Source organism: Tistrella mobilis (genome assembly GCF_041468085.1).
In the GTDB taxonomy this organism is placed as follows: Bacteria; Pseudomonadota; Alphaproteobacteria; order Tistrellales; family Tistrellaceae; genus Tistrella; species Tistrella mobilis_A.
On sequence record NZ_CP121017.1, the window covers coordinates 2,850,832 to 2,871,281 of the forward strand.

Genomic DNA, 20,450 nt, shown 5'->3' on the forward strand with positions numbered 1-20,450 from the left:
GAATGGCTTTCACTGTCCAGTACCTCCGGATGCCATTCAGTTACCCTCCCGGAAGAGGACGGGAACGGCCATCTCGGCCAGGACCGCGCAGAGATCGGCCTCGGCGGCAGCCAGTTCGGTGTCGTCGGTGCCGCGCAGCACCAGGCTGACCGAGGGCTTGCCGCCGCGGAAGGCGGGATAGGAGCCGATTTCGACGGTCGGATGGCGGTCCTGAACCTCGCCCAGGCGCTGGGCGATCTCGCCTTCGGCACCGTCGACCACCAGCGTCACGGCACGGGTGACCGCGCCACCTTCCAGTGTAGGGACGACATTGTCCATCATCGCCGCGGCGATCTGGGGCACGCCCGCCAGCACGTGGACCTTGCCGATCCGGAAACCGGGGGCGATCGAGACGGGATTGTCGATCAGCGTCGCGCCCTCTGCCGTGTTGGCCATGCGCAGCCGCGCCTCGGTCAGCTTGTCGGGCGGGTAATAGGCCTTCAGCCGGCGCTCGGCTTCCGGGTGGCGGATCAGCGGCACCCCCATCGCCTTGGAAACCGCCTCGGCAGTGATGTCGTCATGGGTGGGGCCGATGCCACCGGTGGTGAAGACGTAATCGGCCTTCGCCTCCAGCGCGTGGATGGCGTCGATGATCTCGGCCTCGACATCGGGCACAACCCGCACCTCGATCAGGCGGATGCCTGCCGGGGCGAGTTTGGTTGCGATCATCCGCACATTCACATCCTGGGTCCGACCCGACAGGATCTCGTTGCCGATGACCAGCACAGCAGCCGTGCGGGAGGCACCGCCGGTGGCCGGGCTGGTTTCGGCAGGGATGGTGGTCTCGGCGGGGGTCGTGTCGGTCATCTGGCGGGTCCCGTACTTGAAGATGGCGCCTCGATCTCACCGGCCCGGATCAGCCAGTCGATGGTCGCGCGCAGGATGGTGTCGAGCGGCGGCGGCGCATAGCCCAGATCACGCTTTGCCCGGTCGCTGTCGATGGCGACCATGTGACAGGTGATCCGCGCCGCATCGGGCGTGATGGTCGGGCGCAGCCCCGTCAGCCGCGAGACGCCGCCCAGCGCCCGTGCCGCCGCCATCAGCGCCCAGGGCGGCGCCACGCGGTCCGTCAGCCGCCGGCCCAGAATGTCTCCGGTCCGACGGATCAACTCGCGGAAGCTCGCCTCCGGGCCGCCCAGAAGATAATTCTCGCCGATCATCGCGCGATCGGCGGCGGCGACCACGGCATCGGCGACCGCAGCGGCGCCGGCAAAACTACCGCCGCCGGGCGGGATGGCCGGCAGGCGGCCACCGGCCGCCAGGCGAAGCAGCCCGGCCCAGTTGTGACGATCCCAGGCGCCCAGAATATGGCCCGGGTTCAGGATCACGGCATCGACGCCGCGGGCGATCGCATCCTGCACCGCCTCTTCCGCGGCCGCCTTGCTCGCCACGTAACCCACGGGATGATCGGCCCCGACCTTGGGGCAATGCTCGTCGATGCGCCGGCGATCGAACCCGTAGACCGAGGCCGAGGACACATGGACTAGCCGGCGGACCCGGGTCAGCAGCACCGCCTCTGCCACGGCGGCGGTGCCGTCGACATTGGTCCGCCACTGCCGGGCCCTGTCGCGCGGATCGGTAGAGGTGTCGGCCGCCAGATGCAGACAGACATCGGTGTCGTCGGGCGTGCGCGCTGCCATGGCATGGGCGTCGGTCAGCGGCGCCTCGATCAGCTGCACGCCCTGTGCCTCCAGCCAGCTGCGGGTCTCAACCGGTGTTTCGGGCCGGATGAAGGCCGTGACCGCCCAGCCGGGATCCCGCGTCAGCCGCAGGACCACATGCCGGCCAAGCATGCCGCCCGCCCCGGTGACCACGGCGCGCCGAGGCATCTGTGTTCCCGAACCGCGCCTGTTCATGCTCGTCCCCGTCACACATCCGGCCATATCGATACGGCCGGGCCAATCTGCTCGCGGGGATTATGACCGTGCTCGCCCCGGGCTTCCAGTCCGCAGGCCATCCCGCCACCACTTGCACCGGTGCGGACCGGCGCCTAGTCTGGCGCCATGACCGATACGCTGCCCGAGCCGACGACGGATCTCCCCGGCCCCGATCTCCCCGGCCCCGATCTCCCCGGCCCCGATCTCCCCGGCCTCGTCTTCACACCGCCGCTTGAACCCGCGCGTCTCGTGCGGCGTTATAAGCGTTTCCTGGCCGATATCGTTTTCAACGACGGAAACGGGACCACCGCCCATGTCGCGAACCCGGGCAGCATGGCCGGCCTCGCCGACCCTGGTGCCCGGATCTGGCTGCAGCGTTCGGCCGATCCGAAACGCAAGCTGCCACTCTCGTGGGTGCTGGTCGAAACGGCAGGCGGCGCCCATGTGGTGGTCGATACCGGGCGTGCGAACGGGCTGGTCGCCGGGGTGATCCGCGCCGGGCTGGTCCCCGGGCTCGGCGGTCCGGGTACGACTCTCCGGCGCGAGGTACGCTATGGTGCGGCCTCGCGGGTCGATCTGGTGGTGGATCCCGAAGCCGGGTCGGGCGCGCTGCCGGTCTATGTCGAGGTCAAGTCGGTCACCCTGTCGCGCAAGGCCGGGCTCGGCGAATTTCCCGACGCCCGCACCGCCCGCGGTGCCCGGCATCTGGCGGAACTGGCGACGCTGGCGCAGAGCGGCACCGCACGGGCCATGCTGATCTATGCGGTGATGCGCAGCGATGCCGACCGCGTCGACGTCGCCGCCGATATCGATCCCGCCTATGCCGCAGCGCTGGACGCCGCCCGCGCCGCGGGGGTCGGCGTCACCGCACTCGGCTTCGATGCCACGCCCCGGGGCATAAGCTTCGCCGGCCTGCTGCCGGTCGCCGGCTCTGCGAGCGGCGGATGACGGCCGTCACGAAAACGCGCATGTCCCGAGATTGCCGGACGGCCGCTGGTGTAATATCTATGCAGTCAAAGCAGCCATCGCGCAGAACACTCAGTTGCGCAGAACACCCGGGCCGGTACGGCGGATGACGCCGGGGGAAAGCAGGAAACGATGATCAAGATCCACGCGCCCGAGGATTTCGAGGGCATGCGCAAGGCTGGCCGTCTGGCCGCCGACGTCCTCGACTTCATCACCCCGCATGTGCAACCGGGGGTGACGACGGAGCGCCTCGACCAGTTGTGCCACGACTTCATCCTCGACCACGGCGCCATCCCTGCGCCGCTGAACTATCGGGGCTTCCCCAAGTCGATCTGCACCTCGGTCAATCACGTCGTCTGCCACGGCATCCCGACCGATCAGAAGGCGCTGGCCGACGGCGATATCGTCAACATCGACATCACCGTCATCCTGGACGGCTGGTTCGGCGATACCAGCCGGATGTTCCCGGTCGGCAAGATTTCGCGCAAGGCCGAACGGCTGATCGAGATCACCTATGATGCCATGATGCTGGGCATCGGCGTGGTGAAGCCCGGTGCCACTTTCGGCGATATCGGCCACGCCATCCAGAGCTTCGTCGAGAAGCAGAAATGCTCGGTCGTGCGGGATTTCTGCGGCCACGGCATCGGCCGGGTGTTCCACGACCAGCCCAATGTGCTGCATTACGGGCGCCGCGGCGAGGGCGAGGAGCTGAAGCCGGGGATGTTCTTCACCATCGAGCCGATGGTCAATCTGGGCCGGCCCGATGTGAAGATCCTGTCCGACGGCTGGACCGCCGTCACCCGCGACCGCCAGCTCTCGGCCCAGTTCGAGCATACGGTGGCGGTGACGGAGACCGGCTGCGAGATCTTCACCGGCTCCCCCCTCGGCCTCGACCGCCCGCCCTATCGCACCGACATCGCAGCCTGACCGCAGCACCCGCAGGGGATCCACGATCGCGATGACCGACCGGCGCCGCCCCGACCCGAACCAGACCGCCGCGGCGCCGGTAACCGGTTTCGCCCGTGCCGCCGACATGATCGCCCGTGCGGCGGCGCGCCCTGCCGAAGAGGTACCACAGGCAGCCCCGGCTGCGCCGCAGCCGCCGGTACTGGACGTGGAATCCATGCCCTGGTGGCAGGAGGCGGGTCCGGTCCGGACATCGGCTCCGGGACTCGACGAAGCCTCGGGCCGCGTCGCCCGGCCGGCACTGCCCGACACGCCCGAAAGCGGAGCGGCGAAGCCCCATTACCACGGCCATCGCCAGCGCCTGCGTGACCGGCTGCTGGAGCGGGGTGCCGATGCGCTGGCCGATTACGAGTTGCTGGAACTGCTGATCGCCGCCGCCATTCCGCGGGGCGACGTAAAGCCGATCGCCAAGCGCCTGCTTCAGGTTTTCGGCAGCCTGGGCGGCGTGCTGCATGCCGAACCGGCCCGGCTGAAGGCCGTAGAGGGTGTGGGCCCGGCAGTGCTGGCCCAGATCAAGCTGGCCGAGGGGCTGAAAATCCGCTCCATGCGCGAAGAGGTCATCGACCGGCCGCTCTTCGCCTCGTGGCAGGCGCTGATGGACTATCTGATGGCCGATCTGGGCCATCTGCGGGTGGAGCAGTTCCGGGTACTGTTCCTGGACCGCAAGAACCGGCTGATCGCCGACGAGATCCAGCAGCAGGGCACCGTCGACCACACGCCGGTCTATGCACGCGAGGTGGTGAAGCGGGCGCTGGAACACGCCGCCTCGTCCCTTATTCTGGTCCACAATCACCCGTCGGGGGACCCCACCCCCTCACCGGCCGATATCGACCTCACCCGCCGTCTGGTCGATGCCGCGCGCCATCTGGGCATCTCGGTCCACGACCACATCATCATCGGCCGGCGCAGCTATAAGAGCTTCAAGGCCCTGGGGCTGCTCTGAGCGCTCACTCCGCCGGGGTGACGTCGACCGCCATCTGCGGCACGGCCCTTGCCGGCGGCTCGGTGGGTGCACGGGCCGGACGCTGCGCAGGGCGGGAGAGTTCATAGACATCGACGGTCTCGGTGCGGCCGCGCAGCATATGCGCGCCGAGCGACCGCGAATCGACCCCCGCCGGCAGCGGCGCCAGCGCCAGCACGGCTTCCGAGACCAGCACCGGCACCTTCAGCGTCTTGGCGAGGCCTTCCAGCCGGGCGGCGGTGTTCATCGTGTCGCCGATGAAGGCGATCTCGTGCTTGGCATCGCCCAGTTCGGCGACGACGACGGTGCCCACATGCATCACCGCCCGGACCCGCGGCGCCTCGCCGAAGCGGCGGATGAAATCCGGACCGGCGCGTTCCACTGCCTCCAGAATGTCGAAGGTGCAGGTGATCGCCCGCGCCGCCTGACGTGCGGCCTGGCGCGCACCGCAGCTGATGTTCCAGGAAATGATCGCCTGATCGCCGACATAGCGGTCGATGGCGCCCCGGTTGCGGCGCACGGGGGAGCCGAGGGTGAACAGGATCTGCCCCAGATAATCGGTGGCCCCCAGTTCGCCCAGCCGCTCGGCGGTGCTGGTCCAGCCCGCGACATCGACCAGCAGGAAGATGCGTTCCTCGCGCGTCGGGCGATGATAACGGCCGACCAGCAGGGCCAGGAACACCCGGGTGCCGATCAGGTCGCGGATCCGGAACAGAAGGCCGCCCACGGCCGAGACCCCCATCGAGAACAGCAGCACATCGAAACGCAGCACCAGCCACATCAGTGGCCCGTGATCCTGATGGCCGGCCAGGATCCCGAACCACTGGTCCGCGATCATCAGCAGCAGCCCCATCCCGGCGTAGGAGACGAAGGACAGCACCGACCAGACCAGCATCGTGCCGCCGACATAGATCGGGGCCGCCTGGGCGCGCAGCCAGCGGCTGACCCTGGGGAACAGCCGTCCCATGGCAAAGGCGATCATCACCCCGCCGACGCCGGTGCCGTAGACCATGGCGATCCAGACGTCGTTCTTACCTTCCAGTATGCCGAAGATCAGGCCGCAGAGCATGCCGGCGAGCGGGAAACCCAGCCAGCCCAGCGCGCTGCGCAGACGTTGCGCGGTCGCTTCCGTCATGCCACCCCCACCTGTCACCCGACGCCCTGCCCGGCACACCGTCGCATATGGTGTTCATTGTCGATATTGGGCCGCCCTGTCACCTTGTCGACCTCTGTGTGACATCTCTCCCGAGACATCTTCATGACAGCGCCGGCAAGGACGGCCCGGGTCAAGCCAACATGAGTCAGGGCCAACCTGAGTCGGGCCCAACATGAGTCAGGGCCAACCCGAGTCAGGGCAGCCTAAGCCAGGACGGCCGCGCGCGCAGCAGCTTTGCGTCATGTGTGCCCGCAGCCGGTCATCTGCCCTTTGCCCCGAAGGCGCCACGGGCTATAACCCTGCCCGAAGCGGCCGGACGGCTCCGGTTCGCGTGTGTTTCGCCTGCGAAGGACAGCCCAGCGATGATCCCGCGCTATTCCCGCCCCGAGATGGTCCGGATCTGGGAACCGGAGAACAAGTTCCGCATCTGGTTCGAGATCGAAGCCCATGCCTGCGATGCCCAGGCCGAGCTGGGGGTGATCCCCAAGGAAGCCGCGAAGGCGGTGTGGGAACGCGGCGCCTTCGACATTCCGCGCATCGACGAGATCGAGCGCGAGGTGAAGCACGACGTCATCGCCTTCCTGACCAGCCTGGCCGAGCATGTGGGTGAGGAAGCCCGCTTCGTCCATCAGGGCATGACCTCGTCGGACGTGCTGGATACCTGCCTTGCCGTGCAGCTGAAGCAGGCCGCCGATCTGCTGATCGAGGATGTCGACAAGGTGCTGGCCGCGCTGGAGCGCCGCGCCTTCGAATACAAGGACACGCCCACCATCGGCCGCAGCCACGGCATCCATGCCGAGCCGGTGACGTTCGGCCTGAAGCTCGCCGGCTATCATGCCGAATTCCAGCGGGCCCGCGCCCGGCTGGTGGCGGCGCGTGACGAGATCGCGACCTGCGCCATCTCGGGCGCCGTCGGCACCTTCGCCAATATCGATCCCCGGGTCGAAGAGCATGTGGCCGAAAAGCTGGGCCTGAAGCCCGAACCGGTCTCGACCCAGGTGATCCCCCGCGACCGTCATGCGATGTTCTTCGCGGTGCTGGGCGTGGTGGCAAGCTCGGTCGAGCGGCTGGCGGTGGAGATCCGCCATCTTCAGCGGTCCGAGGTCTACGAGGCGGAAGAGTATTTCTCGCCCGGCCAGAAGGGCTCGTCGGCGATGCCGCACAAGCGCAACCCGGTGCTGACCGAAAACCTGACCGGTCTGGCCCGCGTGGTGCGCGGCTATGTCACCCCGGCGATGGAGAATGTGGCGCTCTGGCACGAGCGTGACATCTCGCATTCCTCGGTGGAGCGGATGATCGGCCCCGACGCCACTATCGTGCTCGATTTCGCGCTCAACCGCCTGGCCGGCGTGGTCGACAAGCTGGTGGTCTACCCTGAACGGATGATGGCCAATCTGGATGCGCTGGGCGGCCTGGTCCACTCGCAGCGCGTGCTGCTCGCCCTCACCCAGAAGGGTGTCAGCCGCGAGGACGCCTATCGCCTGGTGCAGCGCAACGCCATGCCGGTCTGGCGCGGCGAGGGTCAGTTCATCGATCTGCTGAAGGCCGATCCGGAGGTCACCGCCCGCCTTTCCGGCGCCGAGATCGAAGGGCTGTTCGATCTGGGCTATCACATGGCGCAGGTCGACACGATCTTCAGGCGGGTGTTCGGGCGGGCCTGATCCGGTCCCGACCAGGACACCACATGTCGAAAAAACCCCGCAGCGCCTGCTGCGGGTTTTTTTCATGGATCAGTCGTCACCGAGGGGGTCACGAACCGGCAGGCTTTTCAGGAAGGCTGCGAAACGGTCCAGTTCTTCGCGCGTCACATCGGCCGGCAGGCGCAGGGCGACGTTCTGGCCCAGGCGGATGGGGAAATAGACCTCCACCGTCTCGGCCGTACGGGGGCCGCCGGTGCGGCTGCGGACCGCATAGAACGGCTGGGCCGGCACCGCGGCATCGGAGGCGGCGACCGCCTGGGACTCGCGTGTCTCTGCCGCGATGGTCGCGGCATCACGCTTCACCAGCCGGGTCTTCTGGCCACGGCGGCCGATCACCAGCTGCCAGTCGGTCAGCGCCTCGATCCGTTTGGCGGCTTCGAGCGCATCGCGATACTCCATCTCCAGCCATTCGGCCAGGGTCTCGATCGGGATGCTTTTGTGAAACCCGTGGTCGTTCTTCTCGACGAAGGCTTCGAAGTCCTGGAGATTGAAAGTGTCCATGACGCGGGCGGCACTCGGAAAAGGTAAATCTAACCGCACACGCTATCATACGGGATCAGTGCGTCAATTCTTTCGATCATTCCGCGTGTCCTGATCCCGTAAAAGCTGTGCCGACGGTCAGACCGCCGCACCATGCTATGATGCGTCATCATCGATCCATGCGAGTTCTCCCCCGATGACCGACATGCGCCTCGTCCTGCTTTCAGACCTTCATCTCGACGTCCGACGCCGGCGGCTGGAGCGGGCCGGGCTCGATCCCGATGCGGCAGTGGCGGCGATCGACGATCTTGGCCGCCAGACCGCCGATGCGGCACGGGCAGCCGGGGCCGATGTCGTGATCCTGGCCGGCGATATCGCCAACGGTACCGGCGGGATCCACTGGGCGGCCAGGACCTTCGGGGATCTGCCGGTGCTCTATGTCTCGGGCAATCACGAATTCTATGGCCATGACCGGGGCGCGCTGATCGCTGAGATGCGCCGGGCGGCGGCGGCTGCGGGCAATCTGCGCTTCCTGGATGGGGATGCGGTCGAGATCGGGGCCCGTGGCAGGCGCGTCCGCATCCTGGGCGGCACGGCCTGGACAGACTACCGGCTCTACGGCGATGCCGCCGCCGGCACGGCCATGGATCTGGCGGGCCAGGTGCTCTACGACCACCAGCGCATCCGCGAGGGCGACCGGCCGTTCAGCCCGGAAGATGCCCGCGGCCTGCATCTGGACTTCCGGGTCTGGCTCGCTGGGGAACTCGCCGCTTCGGATCCATCGGCGACCGTGGTCGTCACCCATCACGGGCCCGCGGCGGCATCGGTGGCCGAACGCTTCGAGGGCAGCCCCCTCTCCCCCGCCTTCGTCTCGGACATGACCGATCTGATGCAGGCGCATGAGCCGGCGCTCTGGCTGCACGGCCACACCCATCACGACGTGGATTACCGCATCGGCCGGACCCGCGTGGTCGCCCGCCAGTGGGGCTATCCCGAGGAAGGGCTTTCGGAAGGCTTCGCCCTGATCACCATCTGACGGCGCCAGGACAGGAAAAACCCGCCCGGGCCGGTGGCCGGGGCGGGGTTTTGCAGTCGGGATGACCGCGCGGAGTATCAGCCCTGGGCGAGCACCGCCGCCTTGGCTTCCTCGCCGAGGCGCTGGAGCTGAACTTCGATCACATGTCGCGAAGTCTCGACATTCGCCGCGGCGAAGTCGGCCAGCAGCTGGGCGATGATATCCTCGTCGCCCGGCTGCTTCATGTCGGCATCGATCAGCTCGTCGCCATAAGCGGCAATATCGGCGCGGCCGATCTGCGGGCCGGCCCAGGCAGCGAGCAGCCGGGCGCGCTTCACGCGGGCCTTGAAGGCCAGTTCCTGGTCATGGGCGAAGCGGTTTTCTTCGGCGCGCTCGCGGTTGTCGAAGGTGCTCATCGCTGGACTACTCCTGCAAAACCTGATCGGTGGTGCGGACCTGGCTTCGGCCGTCATGCCGCGGCGGCTCTCGCCATCCCGCAGTCCGACGGCCCCGTCGCCCCTTCTCATACCAGCAGCAGGCGGCCATGCCTAGCGCAACCGGCCCGGTCCTCTCCCAATCATATGGCCGCTCAGTCGATGATATGGTAGCCGCCGTCGACGAACAGGGTCTGGCCGGTCATCAGCCGGGCGGCATCGGTTGCCAGATGCGCGGTCGCCGCCCCCACATCCTCGATCGACAGCAGCGAGGAAATCGGCGCCTTTTCATGCGCCTTGGCCAGCAGATCGTCGAAACCCGTCAGCCCCGACGCAGCGCGGGTCGCAAGCGGCCCGGGCGAGACGGCATGGACGCGAATGCCCTTGGGGCCGAGTTCGGCGGCCAGATAGCGCACCGAACATTCCAGCGCCGCCTTGACCGGCCCCATGACGTTGTAGTGGTCGACCACCATCTGGGCACCGAAATAGCTCATGCAGACCAGCGTACCGCCCTGTTTCATCAGTGGCTCGGCCAGCTTCGCCATGCGGATGAACGACCAGCAGGACACGTCCATCGCCTGCAGGAAGCCCGCCTTGGAACAGTCGGTCAGCCTGCCGTGCAGATCCTCGACCGGCGCGAAGGCGATGGAATGGACCAGGAAATCGAGCTGGCCCCAATCTGCCTCGATCTGCTCGAACACGGCTTCCAGGGCGCCGTCGACCCGCAGATCCAGCGGCAGCAGCAACTGCGCATCCACCTCCCGCGCAAGCGGCTCGACATGCGGGCGCGCCTTCTCGTTCAGATAGGTGATGGCCAGATCAGCGCCCAGCGCCCGGAAGGCCTTGGCGCAGCCCCAGGCGATCGAGTGCTCGTTGGCGATGCCGGCGATCAGGCCCTTACGGCCGGCAAGCGGCCCGGGGATGGCGGTGGCGGTCATGGAAGCGCGGCTCCGTGGTTGCATCTGCTCAGCGGCATTGTGCATCCGCAGCATGACAATCGCGAGTGCGGAGTCTTGCGGGCCTGCCGGATGATCCTGCCGGAGCAGGCCGGCGAGGCTCGCGCAGCGGGCGAAACCGCATGGCCGGGTCGCGTCGGAAGCCGTTGTCTTGGCGGAGCGGATTGTCTATGTTTCGCGCGCGCCGGACCGACTCCCAGTCGGCCCGGCCCGACTGATTTGCTCATGGACCCGATTTGCTCACGGACCTGGGCTCGGCTCGTCGAGATCTGACGCCCGGAATCGAATCCGGGTGTTTGGACATGTCGACGACGTATCGCCCGTCCGAACTCCCCGGAGGACGCCCATGTCCCGCCGCAGGCGCATCTACGAAGGCAAGGCCAAGATCCTGTTCGAGGGTCCCGAGCCCGGCACCGTGATCCAGTACTTCAAGGACGACGCGACCGCCTTCAACAACAAGAAGAAGGGTGTCATCACCGGCAAGGGGGTGCTGAACAACCGCATCTCCGAATACCTGATGACCCGGCTGGCCGAGATCGGCGTGCCGACCCACTTCATCAAGCGCCTGAACATGCGTGAGCAGCTGGTGCGACAGGTCGAGATCATCCCGATCGAGGTGGTGGTCCGCAACGTCGCCGCCGGTTCGCTCGCCACCCGTCTCGGCCTCGAAGAGGGTGAGCGGCTGCCGCGCTCGATCGTCGAGTACTACTACAAGGCCGACCATCTGAACGATCCGATGGTGACCGAAGAGCACATCACCGCCTTCGGCTGGGCCACGATCCCCGAGATCGACGAAATCCTGAACATGTCGATCCGGGTCAACGACTTCCTGTCGGGCCTGTTCCTCGGCATCGGCCTCAAGCTCGTCGACTTCAAGCTGGAATTCGGCCGGGTGTTCGACGAGGACCAGGACATGATCATCCTGGCCGACGAGATCAGCCCCGACAACTGCCGGCTCTGGGACGTCAAGACCAACGAAAAGCTCGACAAGGACCGGTTCCGCCGCGACATGGGCCGTGTCGAGGAAGCCTATCAGGAAGTCGCCCGCCGGCTTGGCATCCTGCCCGAGGATCCGGGTCGCGACGTGACCGAGACCCCGACCGAGGAGGACGCATGATGAAGGCCCGCGTTCACGTGACCCTGAAGCCCGGCGTGCTCGACCCGCAGGGCAAGGCCATCGCCAACGCGCTCCACGGCCTCGGCTATACCGAAGCAGGCGAGGTCCGCCTCGGCAAGTATATCGAGCTGGACGTCGATGCCGCCGATGCCGCGACCGCCCGCAGCCGCGTCGCCGAGATGTGCGAGCGCCTGCTCGCCAACACCGTGGTCGAGAACTACGCGATCGAGATCGCGGACTGATCCCGCTGCCGGCCCGGGTTACCCCCCGGGCCGGCGGTGTTTCAGCCCCTGCCGACCCGATCCGAAATCAGGGAATCCAAGCCCGTGGATGCCGCCGTCATCGTCTTTCCCGGCTCGAACTGCGACCGCGACGTGGCCGTTTCCGTCGAGGCGGCGCTGGGCCGTGCGCCGCACATGGTCTGGCACCGTGCCGATGAACTGCCCAAGGTCGATCTGATCGTCCTGCCGGGCGGTTTTTCCTATGGCGACTATCTGCGCTCGGGCGCGATCGCCGCAAACTCGCCGATCATGGCGCAGGTGAAGGCCGCCGCGGCAAGGGGCACCCGCGTGCTCGCCATCTGCAACGGCTTCCAGATCGCCATCGAGGCGGGGCTGCTGCCCGGCGCGCTGATGACCAATGCCGGCCTGAAATTCGTCTGCCGCGACGTGCTGCTGAAGGTGGAGCGCAACGACACGCCCTTCACCTCGGGCTATGAGCAGGGTGCGGTGGTACGGTTCCCGGTGGCGCATCATCAGGGCAATTATTTCGCCGATGACGAGACGCTGGCGCGGATCGAAGGCGAAGGCCTGGTCGCCTTCCGCTATGTCGATGCCGGCGGCAACCCGACCGAGGCGGCGAACCCCAACGGCTCGGCCCGCAACATTGCCGGCGTCTATAACGAGGCGCGCAATGTGATGGGGCTGATGCCGCATCCCGAACGTCTGGCCGACCCGGCGCTGGGCGGCACCGACGGGACTGCCATGTTCCGCTCGCTGCTGGGCCGGCTCTCCTGAGCCACGGCTCCGGCGTCCAGTATTTCCGGGCCCCCGGGGTTTTCCGGATCCCGGGGTTTTCCGGGCCCCAAGTTTCCGAGACTGACGGGAATCGCGACCGATGACGGCCGAAACCAAGATCACCCCCGAGATCGTCGCCGAGCACGGGCTGACCCGCGACGAATACAAGCGGATCCGCCAGATCATGGGCCGCGAGCCCAACCTGGTCGAACTCGGCATCTTCTCTGCGATGTGGAGCGAGCATTGCTCGTACAAGTCGTCGAAGAAGTGGCTGAAGACGCTGCCGACCACCGCCCCCTGGGTGATCTGCGGCCCCGGCGAGAATGCCGGCGTCGTCGATATCGGTGACGGCCAGGCGATCATCTTCAAGATGGAGAGCCACAACCACCCGTCCTATATCGAGCCCTATCAGGGTGCGGCGACGGGTGTGGGCGGCATTCTGCGCGACGTGTTCACCATGGGTGCCCGGCCGATCGCGATGATGAACGCGCTGCGCTTCGGCGATCCGTCGCATCCGAAGATGAAGCACCTGATTTCGGGCGTGGTGTCGGGCATCGGCGGCTACGGCAATTGCGTCGGCGTGCCGACGGTGGGTGGCGAGACCAATTTCCACCCGGCCTATAACGGCAACATCCTGGTCAACGCCATGTGCGTGGGCCTGGCCGATACCGACAAGATCTTCTATTCGGCCGCCGCCGGCATCGGCAACCCGGTGGTCTATGTCGGCTCCAAGACCGGCCGCGACGGCATCCACGGCGCCTCGATGGCCTCGGCGGAGTTCGGCGAGGATGCCGAGCAGAAGCGCCCGACCGTGCAGGTGGGCGACCCCTTCACCGAAAAGCTGCTGATCGAGGCCTGTCTGGAGCTGATGAAGTCGGACGCCATCGTCGCCATCCAGGATATGGGTGCGGCGGGCCTGACCTCGTCCTCCTTCGAAATGGCCGACAAGGGCGATGCCGGCATCGAGTTGTGGCTCGACAAGGTGCCGACCCGTGAGGTCGGCATGACCCCCTACGAGCTGATGCTGTCGGAAAGCCAGGAGCGCATGCTCATGGTGCTGAAGCCCGGCCGTGAAGACGAGGCCCGGCGGGTCTTCGAGAAGTGGGAGCTGGACTTCGCCGTCATCGGCAAGGTGACCGATACCGGCCGCATGGTGCTGAAGTTCCACGATGCCGTGGCCGGCGATCTGCCGATCAAGCCGCTGGCCAATGGCAGCCCGGAATACGACCGCCCCTGGACCCCCACGCCGCAGCGCCGGCCGATCGTGCTGCCCCGCGGCCGCGACGATCTGGATGCCGTGCTGCCGACGCTGGAAAAGCTGATGGGCTCGCCCGATCTCGCCTCGCGGCGCTGGATCTGGGAACAGTACGACCACATGGTGATGGGCGACACCGTCGGCCGCCCGGGCGGCGATGCCGCGGTGGTGCGCATCCACGGCACGCAGAAGGCGGTGGCGATCACCACCGACGTCACGCCGCGCTACTGCTATGCGGACCCCTATCAGGGCGGCCGTCAGGCGATCGCCGAGACCTGGCGCAACCTGACCGCCACCGGTGCCAGGCCGCTTGCGATCACCGACTGCCTGAATTTCGGCAACCCTGAAAAGCCCGAGATCATGGGCCAGCTGGTCGGCTGCATTCAGGGCATGGCCGAGGCCTGCCGCGGGCTGAATTTCCCGGTCGTGTCGGGCAATGTCTCGCTCTACAACGAGACCCAGGGCACCGGCATCCTGCCGACCCCGGCGGTGGGCGGCATCGGCCTGATCGCCGACGTCTCGCGCAGGGCCGACATCGCCTTCAAGGGCCAGGAACACGCGATCATCGTGATCGGCGAGACCCGCGGCCATCTGGGCCAGTCGCTCTATCTGCGCGAGATTCTGGGCCGCGAGGACGGCGAGACCCCGCCGGTCGACCTGTCGGTGGAGCGCCGCAACGGCGATTTCGTCCGCACCCTGATTTCGGAAGGCCTGATCGACACCGTCCATGACGTGTCGGATGGCGGCCTGATGGTGGCGCTGGCCGAAATGGCGCTGGCCTCGGGCATCGGCGCGAAGATCGACCCGCCGGTCTTCCAGGCGCCGCTCGCCTGGGCCTTCGGTGAGGATCAGGGCCGCTACGTCATCGCGGCCCCGGCGCCGGCGGCCGATGCCGTCATTGCCCAGGCCTGGGTGACCGGTGTGCCCGCCGCCCAGATCGGCGTGACCGGCGGCACCGAATTGACTCTGACCGGTGCCGGCACGATATCCTTGGAGACGCTGCGCAGCGCCCATGAGGGATGGCTGCCGGGGTTGATGTCGACGCCGGCCTGATCGCCGGCGGGACCGCGCTCCGGCGACCCCGGGGCGCGGTGCGGCGACACAAAGATCGCGTGTGACGGGAGAGACGCGGATGCCGATGGACCAGAACGAGATCGAGCGCCTGATCAAGGACGCCCTGCCGGATGCCGACGTGCTGGTCGAAGACCTCGCCGGCGACGGGGACCATTATGCGGCGCGGGTGGTCTCGTCGGCCTTCAAGGGCAAGACGCGCGTGCAGCAGCACCAGATGGTCTATCAGGCGCTGCAGGGCCGCATGGGCGGCGTGCTCCACGCCCTTGCCCTCCAGACCTCCGCCCCCGCCGACTGAGGCGGGCCGCCGGCCGGGCCAGACGGCCGGCGTCCAGGAATGAATGCCTTCAAGGTCCGAGGATATCATGACCGAGCAGTCGAATCCGGTTTTCGCCGAGATCCAGTCCCATATCGATGCCGAGCCCGTGGTGCTGTTCATGAAGGGCACCGCCGATCGGCCGATGTGCGGCTTCTCCGCCAAGGTCGTCCAGGTGCTGAACTATATGGGCGTGCCGTTCCGTGACGTGAACGTCCTTGCCGACGGCGCGATCCGCGAAGGCATCAAGCAGTATTCGAACTGGCCGACCATCCCGCAGCTCTATGTGAAGGGCGAGTTCGTGGGCGGCTGCGACATCGTCTCGGAAATGTTCGAGACCGGCGAACTCAGCGAATACCTGAACGGCCAGGGCATCGACGCCCGCCAGGTCGGCGCGCGCTGATCCCGCACTGAAAACGCCTGACGACCGAACGGCCCGCCTTTCCGGAATGGAGAGGCGGGCCGTTTCGTGCCCGGCATCAGACAAGACCGGAGATCAGAAGACAGAGCCCCACAAGGCCGACGAGCCAGCCGCCGGCAACCACCTGCCCCGCCCGCCCCGGGCGCCAGGCGAAGAGGCCGGCGGCCAGTGGCGCGGCAAGGCCGGCCACGCCCGCGACCAGAACCAGACCGCGGCCCCAGCCGTCGGTGAAGACGGCAAAGCCGGCCGCAATCAGCGCCAGCGCCCAGCCTTCCAGGCGGCGCCGGACCGGTTGGCGGCGGATTACCGCACCGCGGCCATGGGCCTGTTCGTGATGGCGCGGCATGGCGAGGGCGAGCGCCGTGGCGGCGGAGATGCCGATGGCGAGGATCACCAGTGTGATCATGCCGCCCCTCCCCGCCGGCCGCGCGCCCTGAGGATCATCGCCAGCCGGCCGAGCATGAGCGCGGTGACGAGGCAGGCGAGTTGCATGCCCCAGAACACCCGATCGCCGGCGGCAAGGGCGCCGAGCGGATCACGGCCGGTTACCAGCACATCCGCCACCGGCACCGCCGCCCAGAGCAGCGCCGCGGCGGCAAGGGCGCGCATCCAGCCGACACCGTCGGAACGCCAGGCGCCGGCCAGAAGAAAGGCCAGCCAGACCAGGTAGAAGGCGGCCGGCTCCAGCTCCGCCCGTCCGCCGAGATCGGCCGGCAGCAGGCGGTTGGCCAGAAACTGGCCGGCGATCGCCGCCGGCAGGCCGACCAGACAGCCGATGTTGAGCGCATCGACCAGCCGATGACCGCGCGCGCGGTCGCCCGCGCCGGTTTTCGGCCGGCGCTTGACCGACCAGAGCACCAGCCCGGTTGCGATCATCGCCGTGCCGGCAAGACCGCCCGCAAAAAACAGCCAGCGCAGCGGCAGCCCGGCGAAGCGCGCCAGATGCAGACCGTAAAGCGTGTGATGGACGGCGGCCACCGCTCCGCCTTGCCCGCGGCCATCCGCGATCAGACGGCCGGTGGTACCGTCGAAGACCAGCGCCTCCGGCAGGCGGGCAAGCTGGTCGGCGTCCTGGGGTGTCAGGGTCAGCCGCGCGGCCGTGGTGCCCGGCCGGTCGACCTCGATCCGCCCGACCAGGATATCGCGGCCATCGGCCGACCATGCGGCACTGGCCGCCGCCACCACCCGCCCCAGATCGGTGAGCGCTGCCGGCTGCACCGGTTGAGCGGGGGCCGCGACCATCGGAATGCCGTCGAGATCGGCCGCATAACCGGCGCGCGCCCCCGGATAGCCGGCATCCACCGCCCAGGGCATATAGAGCAGCATCAGGGTGATCAGCCCGCTCCAGGTGATCATCAGATGGAAGGGCAGCGACATCACCCCCAGCAGGTTGTGACCGTCGAGCCAGGCCCGCTGGGCGGCCGCACGGGGGCGGAAGGTGAAAGCGTCCTTGAAGATCCGCTTATGGACGATCACCCCGGTCACGATCGCCACCCCCATGATCATGGCGCAGATCCCGACCAGATAGCGGCCCGGGATCCGGCCCCAGTCGGACATGATCAGGGTGAAATGGACATAGAACAGGAAGTCGCCGCCGACCGTCTCGGGGCCGGCCTCGGGCGCGCCGGTCACGGGATCGAGCCTCTGGGCGACATAGCCGTGCGGCCGGCCGGCGGCGACCTTCAGCACCGGTTCCCGCCCGTCGGAGACATCGATCAGCCAGCTGACCGCATCGGGCGCTTCGGCCTGAAGCCATGCCGCCGCCAGGCGCGCCTGGGTCGGCTGATCGGGCAGAGCGATCGGCGCCAGCCGGTGCATCCAGGCCGAGATTTCGGGCCGAAAATAGCAGGCCGTACCGGTCAGGAAGATCGCGAACAGCAGCCAGCCGACCACCAGCCCGGCCCATGTATGAAGCCAGGACATCTTCTGACGGAAGCTCATCGCCAGCCCCCCGCCGCGGCGATCAGCCCGGCCAGCACCGCCACCTCGGCCAGGGCGCGGCGGGGGTCGTCGACGGCGAACACCCGGATCACCACCGCCACCCAGACCAGGAAACTGCCCATGCTGCCGGCCAGCACCGTCTCGATCACCGGCCCCGGCAGCAGCCGGACGGCAAGGGTGGCGGCCAGCGCCGCCACCAGATAGCCCCCCGGCCCCGCCGCCAGCAGGCGCAGCCCAAGGCCCTGCATGGCGATCACCACTTGTACTTCAGGGTCCCCAGCACCGTGCGGCCCTGGCCCCAATAGCACTGCTTGTCGACCTCACAGCCCGAGACATAGGTCTCGTCGAACAGGTTGGAGGCATTGACCGCCAGCTCGACGCCGGTGAGCGCCGGCGACGCCCGGCCCAGATCGTAGCTGACCGCCGCGTCATACAGGGTGTAGGACGGCACCTTCAGGGTGTTGGTGTCATTGCCATAGGTGCTGCCGACATAACGCACGCCGGCCCCCAGCCCCAGCCCTTCAGCGAAGCCGGCCTGGAAGGTGTAGCGGGTCCAGAGCGCCGCGGTCACCTCGGGTACCATGGTCGGGCGGTGGTGAAGATCCAGCTCGGTGCTCTTGGTCACCTCGCTGTCGAGCCAGGTGAACCCGGCCTGAACATCCCAGCCCGAGGCCAGGCTCGCCACCGCTTCGAGTTCAAGCCCCTTGTTGGTCACCTCGCCGATCTGCCACTGAAGATCGGTCGCCGGATCGGTCTTGGAGACATTGGTCTGGGTCAGATGAAAGACCGAGGCTGTGAACATGGCATTCCAGCCCTGGGGTTGAAACTTGACGCCAACCTCATACTGAGTGCCTCGGCTGGGGTCGAAAGCCTTGCCGTTGCCATCGGTACCGCTTTGCGGCTCAAAACTCTCCGAATAGCTGACATAGGGGGTGAGCCCCATGTCAAAGGCATAGCCAAATCCGACCCGGCTGGTGAAAGCGCTGTCATCCTGCGAGACTTCGCCCGGCGTCAGGCGGTTCTTCACCCGGCTGTCCGCCCGATCATAGCGACCGCCGAGATTGACGATCCAGCCACCCATCCGGATCTGGTCCTGCGCATACAGGCCCCACTGGTTGCGGCGCGTCTCAAGATTCTGATAGATCGCCGGCTCACCTGCAAAAGTGGCATTGCCACCCTGAGGCAGCGTGATCGAACTCACCCGGGCAAAGCGCCGGATCGTGTCGCTGTCATGGCGGCGGTATTCGACACCGGCGAGCAGGGTGTGGTCCAGCGGCCCAGTGCTGCCATCGATCTGGACCTGGTTGTCGACGACATAGACGTCCGACGATTCGCGGGCGGCAAAGGCGTTGCGATCCAGCGTCACGCCATCCGACTTCAGCTCTTTGATGTAGACGGTCGCGAAATCCAGCCGGTTGGCGATATAGCGGGCGTTCTGACGAAAGGTGACGGCATCGTCGAAGCGGTGCTCGAACCGGTAGCCCAGGGTGTAGAGATCCCGGTCCCAATGGCCGTAATCGGTGTCGCCGGCATAGAAGCTGCGCGGCAGCTTGCCATAGGGCGCATCCTTCAGCGTGCCGACGATCGGCAGCATGTTGGAAAAGCCGCCGTCGATATCATCGCGCTGCCAGCTGCCGAGCAGGGTGAGCGTGGTGTCGTCCCCCGCCCGCCAGGTCAGCGAGGGGGCGATGGCGGTGCGTTCCTGATCGATGCCGTCGACCTGATTGTCGCTGTCCATCATCAGGCCGGCCACCCGGAAAGCCAGTCGGCCGTCCTCGACCAGCCGACCGCCGATATCGGCGCCGGCTTCATGGCGGCCGAAGCTGCCGCCGCGCAGCATCACCTCGTTCATCGCCTGGTCGGACGGGGTTTTGCTCACCCGGTTGACGATGCCGCCCGGGGTGTTCTGGCCGTAGAGCACCGAAGCCGGGCCCTTCAGCACCTCGATCCGCTCGAACAGATAGGGGTCGAAGCCGCCGACCGCGAAATTGGCGCCGCCGACCTTGATCCCGTCCAGATATTCATTCGACGAGGCGCCATAGGTGCCGTCGCCACCGAAGCCGCGGACCTGGATATTGTCACCGCCGGGCATGACGCCGCCGGCACGCCCACCGACGCGGACACCGGCGGTATAGGCCAGCGCCTCGCCCTCGGTGGTGACGGCGCGGGCCGACATCTGGTCGCGGGTGACCACCGACACCGATTGCGGGGTTTCCAGCAGCGGCGTGTCGGTCTTGGTCGCGGTGGCGGTGCGGGTCGCGACATAGCCGGCCACGGGGCCGGTCGCCACCTCGGCCGTCCTGACCGCGCCCACCTGGAGCGGATCGAGCACGGTCGCCCCCTCGCCTGCCAGACGTTGCAGCACCACCACCCCGTCGGGCGTGATCGAGCCCGCGACCGGCGTGCCGGCCAGAAGCTGCGCCAGCCCGGCCGCCGGCGTCATCCGGCCCTGAAGACCGCGGCTCTCCACACCCCGGGTGACGGCGGTATCCACCGACACCTGAAGCCCCGCCTGACGACCGAAGGCGCCGAGTGCGCCCGCCAGCGGCTGTGCCGGGATGTCGAAGCTGATCTCGGCTGCCGTGTCGGCCGCCTCGGCCCGGGTGATCGCCATGCCGGCCACCAGCCCCGCGCCCCCCATGGTCATGGTTCCCGGAAGCGTCGCGACCGATGCCGCGACCATGGCCGCAACCCTCTGCGGCACCCTCCGGCGGCGCTGCTGCCCCTGGCTCATACCCGTCTCCCCTGTCATCTGCTCGGGCC

Annotated in this window: 21 protein-coding genes; 11 read left to right on the top strand and 10 right to left on the bottom strand. The window is 67.6% G+C overall.

All coding sequences use genetic code 11. The annotated features are described in order from the left end of the window. Positions 1-36 precede the first annotated feature (36 nt). On the bottom strand, positions 37-846 hold the full coding sequence (locus P7L68_RS18675; RefSeq protein WP_372000627.1) for a competence/damage-inducible protein A: 810 nt from the start codon (positions 844-846) through the stop codon (positions 37-39). Next, positions 843-1,868 carry an NAD-dependent epimerase/dehydratase family protein gene (locus P7L68_RS18680; protein WP_372000629.1) on the bottom strand — a complete coding sequence of 342 codons (1,026 nt, stop codon included), beginning with the start codon at positions 1,866-1,868 and terminating at the stop codon, positions 843-845. Before P7L68_RS18680 ends, P7L68_RS18675 begins: the two co-directional genes overlap by 4 nt. A gap of 174 nt (positions 1,869-2,042) precedes the next feature. Here P7L68_RS18680 and sfsA point away from each other — a divergent pair, with 174 nt between their 5' ends. From sfsA to radC, 3 genes are all read left to right on the top strand, one after another. Then, on the top strand, positions 2,043-2,864 hold the full coding sequence (sfsA, locus tag P7L68_RS18685; RefSeq protein WP_372000631.1) for a DNA/RNA nuclease SfsA: 822 nt from the start codon (positions 2,043-2,045) through the stop codon (positions 2,862-2,864). Between the two features lie 150 nt (positions 2,865-3,014). Next, entirely contained in the window at positions 3,015-3,809 is a 795-nt protein-coding gene (gene map, locus P7L68_RS18690) for a type I methionyl aminopeptidase (protein ID WP_372000633.1), read from the top strand. A 31-nt stretch (positions 3,810-3,840) separates the two neighbouring features. Further along, entirely contained in the window at positions 3,841-4,791 is a 951-nt protein-coding gene (gene radC, locus P7L68_RS18695) for a DNA repair protein RadC (protein WP_372000635.1), read from the top strand. A 4-nt stretch (positions 4,792-4,795) separates the two neighbouring features. On the opposite strand, the gene P7L68_RS18700 is transcribed toward radC, so the two are convergent. Continuing rightward, on the bottom strand, positions 4,796-5,944 hold the full coding sequence (locus P7L68_RS18700) for an adenylate/guanylate cyclase domain-containing protein (RefSeq protein WP_372000637.1): 1,149 nt from the start codon (positions 5,942-5,944) through the stop codon (positions 4,796-4,798). Positions 5,945-6,327: 383 nt separating this feature from the next. On the opposite strand from P7L68_RS18700, the gene purB reads away from it, so the two are divergent. Beyond that, positions 6,328-7,626, top strand: a complete 1,299-nt coding sequence (purB, locus tag P7L68_RS18705) for an adenylosuccinate lyase (RefSeq protein ID WP_372000639.1) — start codon at positions 6,328-6,330, stop codon at positions 7,624-7,626. A 69-nt stretch (positions 7,627-7,695) separates the two neighbouring features. Here the strand turns inward: purB and P7L68_RS18710 are convergent, their stop codons facing one another. Next, the gene (locus tag P7L68_RS18710; protein WP_372000641.1) at positions 7,696-8,166 is read right to left on the bottom strand and encodes a hypothetical protein; all 471 of its coding nucleotides are present in this window, start codon (positions 8,164-8,166) and stop codon (positions 7,696-7,698) included. A 175-nt stretch (positions 8,167-8,341) separates the two neighbouring features. Here P7L68_RS18710 and P7L68_RS18715 point away from each other — a divergent pair, with 175 nt between their 5' ends. Beyond that, entirely contained in the window at positions 8,342-9,181 is an 840-nt protein-coding gene (locus P7L68_RS18715; RefSeq protein WP_372000643.1) for a metallophosphoesterase, read from the top strand. Positions 9,182-9,258: 77 nt separating this feature from the next. On the opposite strand, the gene P7L68_RS18720 is transcribed toward P7L68_RS18715, so the two are convergent. Further along, positions 9,259-9,576: a DUF1476 domain-containing protein gene (locus P7L68_RS18720; protein ID WP_372000645.1), complete on the bottom strand. Its 318-nt coding sequence runs from the start codon at positions 9,574-9,576 to the stop codon at positions 9,259-9,261. Between the two features lie 173 nt (positions 9,577-9,749). After that, positions 9,750-10,532, bottom strand: coding sequence for an enoyl-ACP reductase FabI (fabI, locus tag P7L68_RS18725; protein WP_372000647.1), 783 nt, complete (start codon positions 10,530-10,532; stop codon positions 9,750-9,752). A 364-nt stretch (positions 10,533-10,896) separates the two neighbouring features. Between fabI and purC the strand changes: the two genes are divergently transcribed. From purC to grxD, 6 genes are all read left to right on the top strand, one after another. Beyond that, on the top strand, positions 10,897-11,667 hold the full coding sequence (gene purC / locus P7L68_RS18730) for a phosphoribosylaminoimidazolesuccinocarboxamide synthase (protein WP_372000649.1): 771 nt from the start codon (positions 10,897-10,899) through the stop codon (positions 11,665-11,667). After that, complete coding sequence (purS, locus tag P7L68_RS18735; protein WP_372006880.1) at positions 11,667-11,909, top strand: phosphoribosylformylglycinamidine synthase subunit PurS; 243 nt, start codon at positions 11,667-11,669, stop codon at positions 11,907-11,909. Before purC ends, purS begins: the two co-directional genes overlap by 1 nt. An 84-nt stretch (positions 11,910-11,993) precedes the next feature. Next, on the top strand, positions 11,994-12,683 hold the full coding sequence (gene purQ, locus P7L68_RS18740; RefSeq protein ID WP_372000650.1) for a phosphoribosylformylglycinamidine synthase subunit PurQ: 690 nt from the start codon (positions 11,994-11,996) through the stop codon (positions 12,681-12,683). A 100-nt stretch (positions 12,684-12,783) separates the two neighbouring features. Next, positions 12,784-14,991, top strand: coding sequence for a phosphoribosylformylglycinamidine synthase subunit PurL (gene purL / locus P7L68_RS18745; RefSeq protein WP_372000652.1), 2,208 nt, complete (start codon positions 12,784-12,786; stop codon positions 14,989-14,991). A gap of 79 nt (positions 14,992-15,070) precedes the next feature. Further along, positions 15,071-15,307 (top strand): BolA family protein, encoded by a 237-nt coding sequence (locus P7L68_RS18750; RefSeq protein ID WP_372000654.1) that lies wholly within the window; start codon positions 15,071-15,073, stop codon positions 15,305-15,307. Positions 15,308-15,374: 67 nt separating this feature from the next. After that, complete coding sequence (gene grxD / locus P7L68_RS18755) at positions 15,375-15,728, top strand: Grx4 family monothiol glutaredoxin (protein ID WP_372000656.1); 354 nt, start codon at positions 15,375-15,377, stop codon at positions 15,726-15,728. Positions 15,729-15,804: 76 nt separating this feature from the next. Here the strand turns inward: grxD and P7L68_RS18760 are convergent, their stop codons facing one another. Genes P7L68_RS18760 through P7L68_RS18775 form a run of 4 tightly spaced genes read right to left on the bottom strand, consistent with a single transcriptional unit; the run spans position 15,805 to position 20,421 of the window. Further along, complete coding sequence (locus P7L68_RS18760; protein ID WP_372000658.1) at positions 15,805-16,152, bottom strand: DUF3325 domain-containing protein; 348 nt, start codon at positions 16,150-16,152, stop codon at positions 15,805-15,807. Further along, positions 16,149-17,669, bottom strand: a complete 1,521-nt coding sequence (locus P7L68_RS18765) for a PepSY-associated TM helix domain-containing protein (protein WP_372000659.1) — start codon at positions 17,667-17,669, stop codon at positions 16,149-16,151. The genes P7L68_RS18760 and P7L68_RS18765 overlap by 4 nt, the downstream gene beginning before the upstream one ends. A gap of 14 nt (positions 17,670-17,683) precedes the next feature. Next, the gene (locus P7L68_RS18770) at positions 17,684-17,944 is read right to left on the bottom strand and encodes an iron transporter (RefSeq protein WP_372000661.1); all 261 of its coding nucleotides are present in this window, start codon (positions 17,942-17,944) and stop codon (positions 17,684-17,686) included. After that, the gene (locus P7L68_RS18775; protein WP_372000662.1) at positions 17,941-20,421 is read right to left on the bottom strand and encodes a TonB-dependent siderophore receptor; all 2,481 of its coding nucleotides are present in this window, start codon (positions 20,419-20,421) and stop codon (positions 17,941-17,943) included. Before P7L68_RS18775 ends, P7L68_RS18770 begins: the two co-directional genes overlap by 4 nt. Positions 20,422-20,450 lie beyond the last annotated feature (29 nt).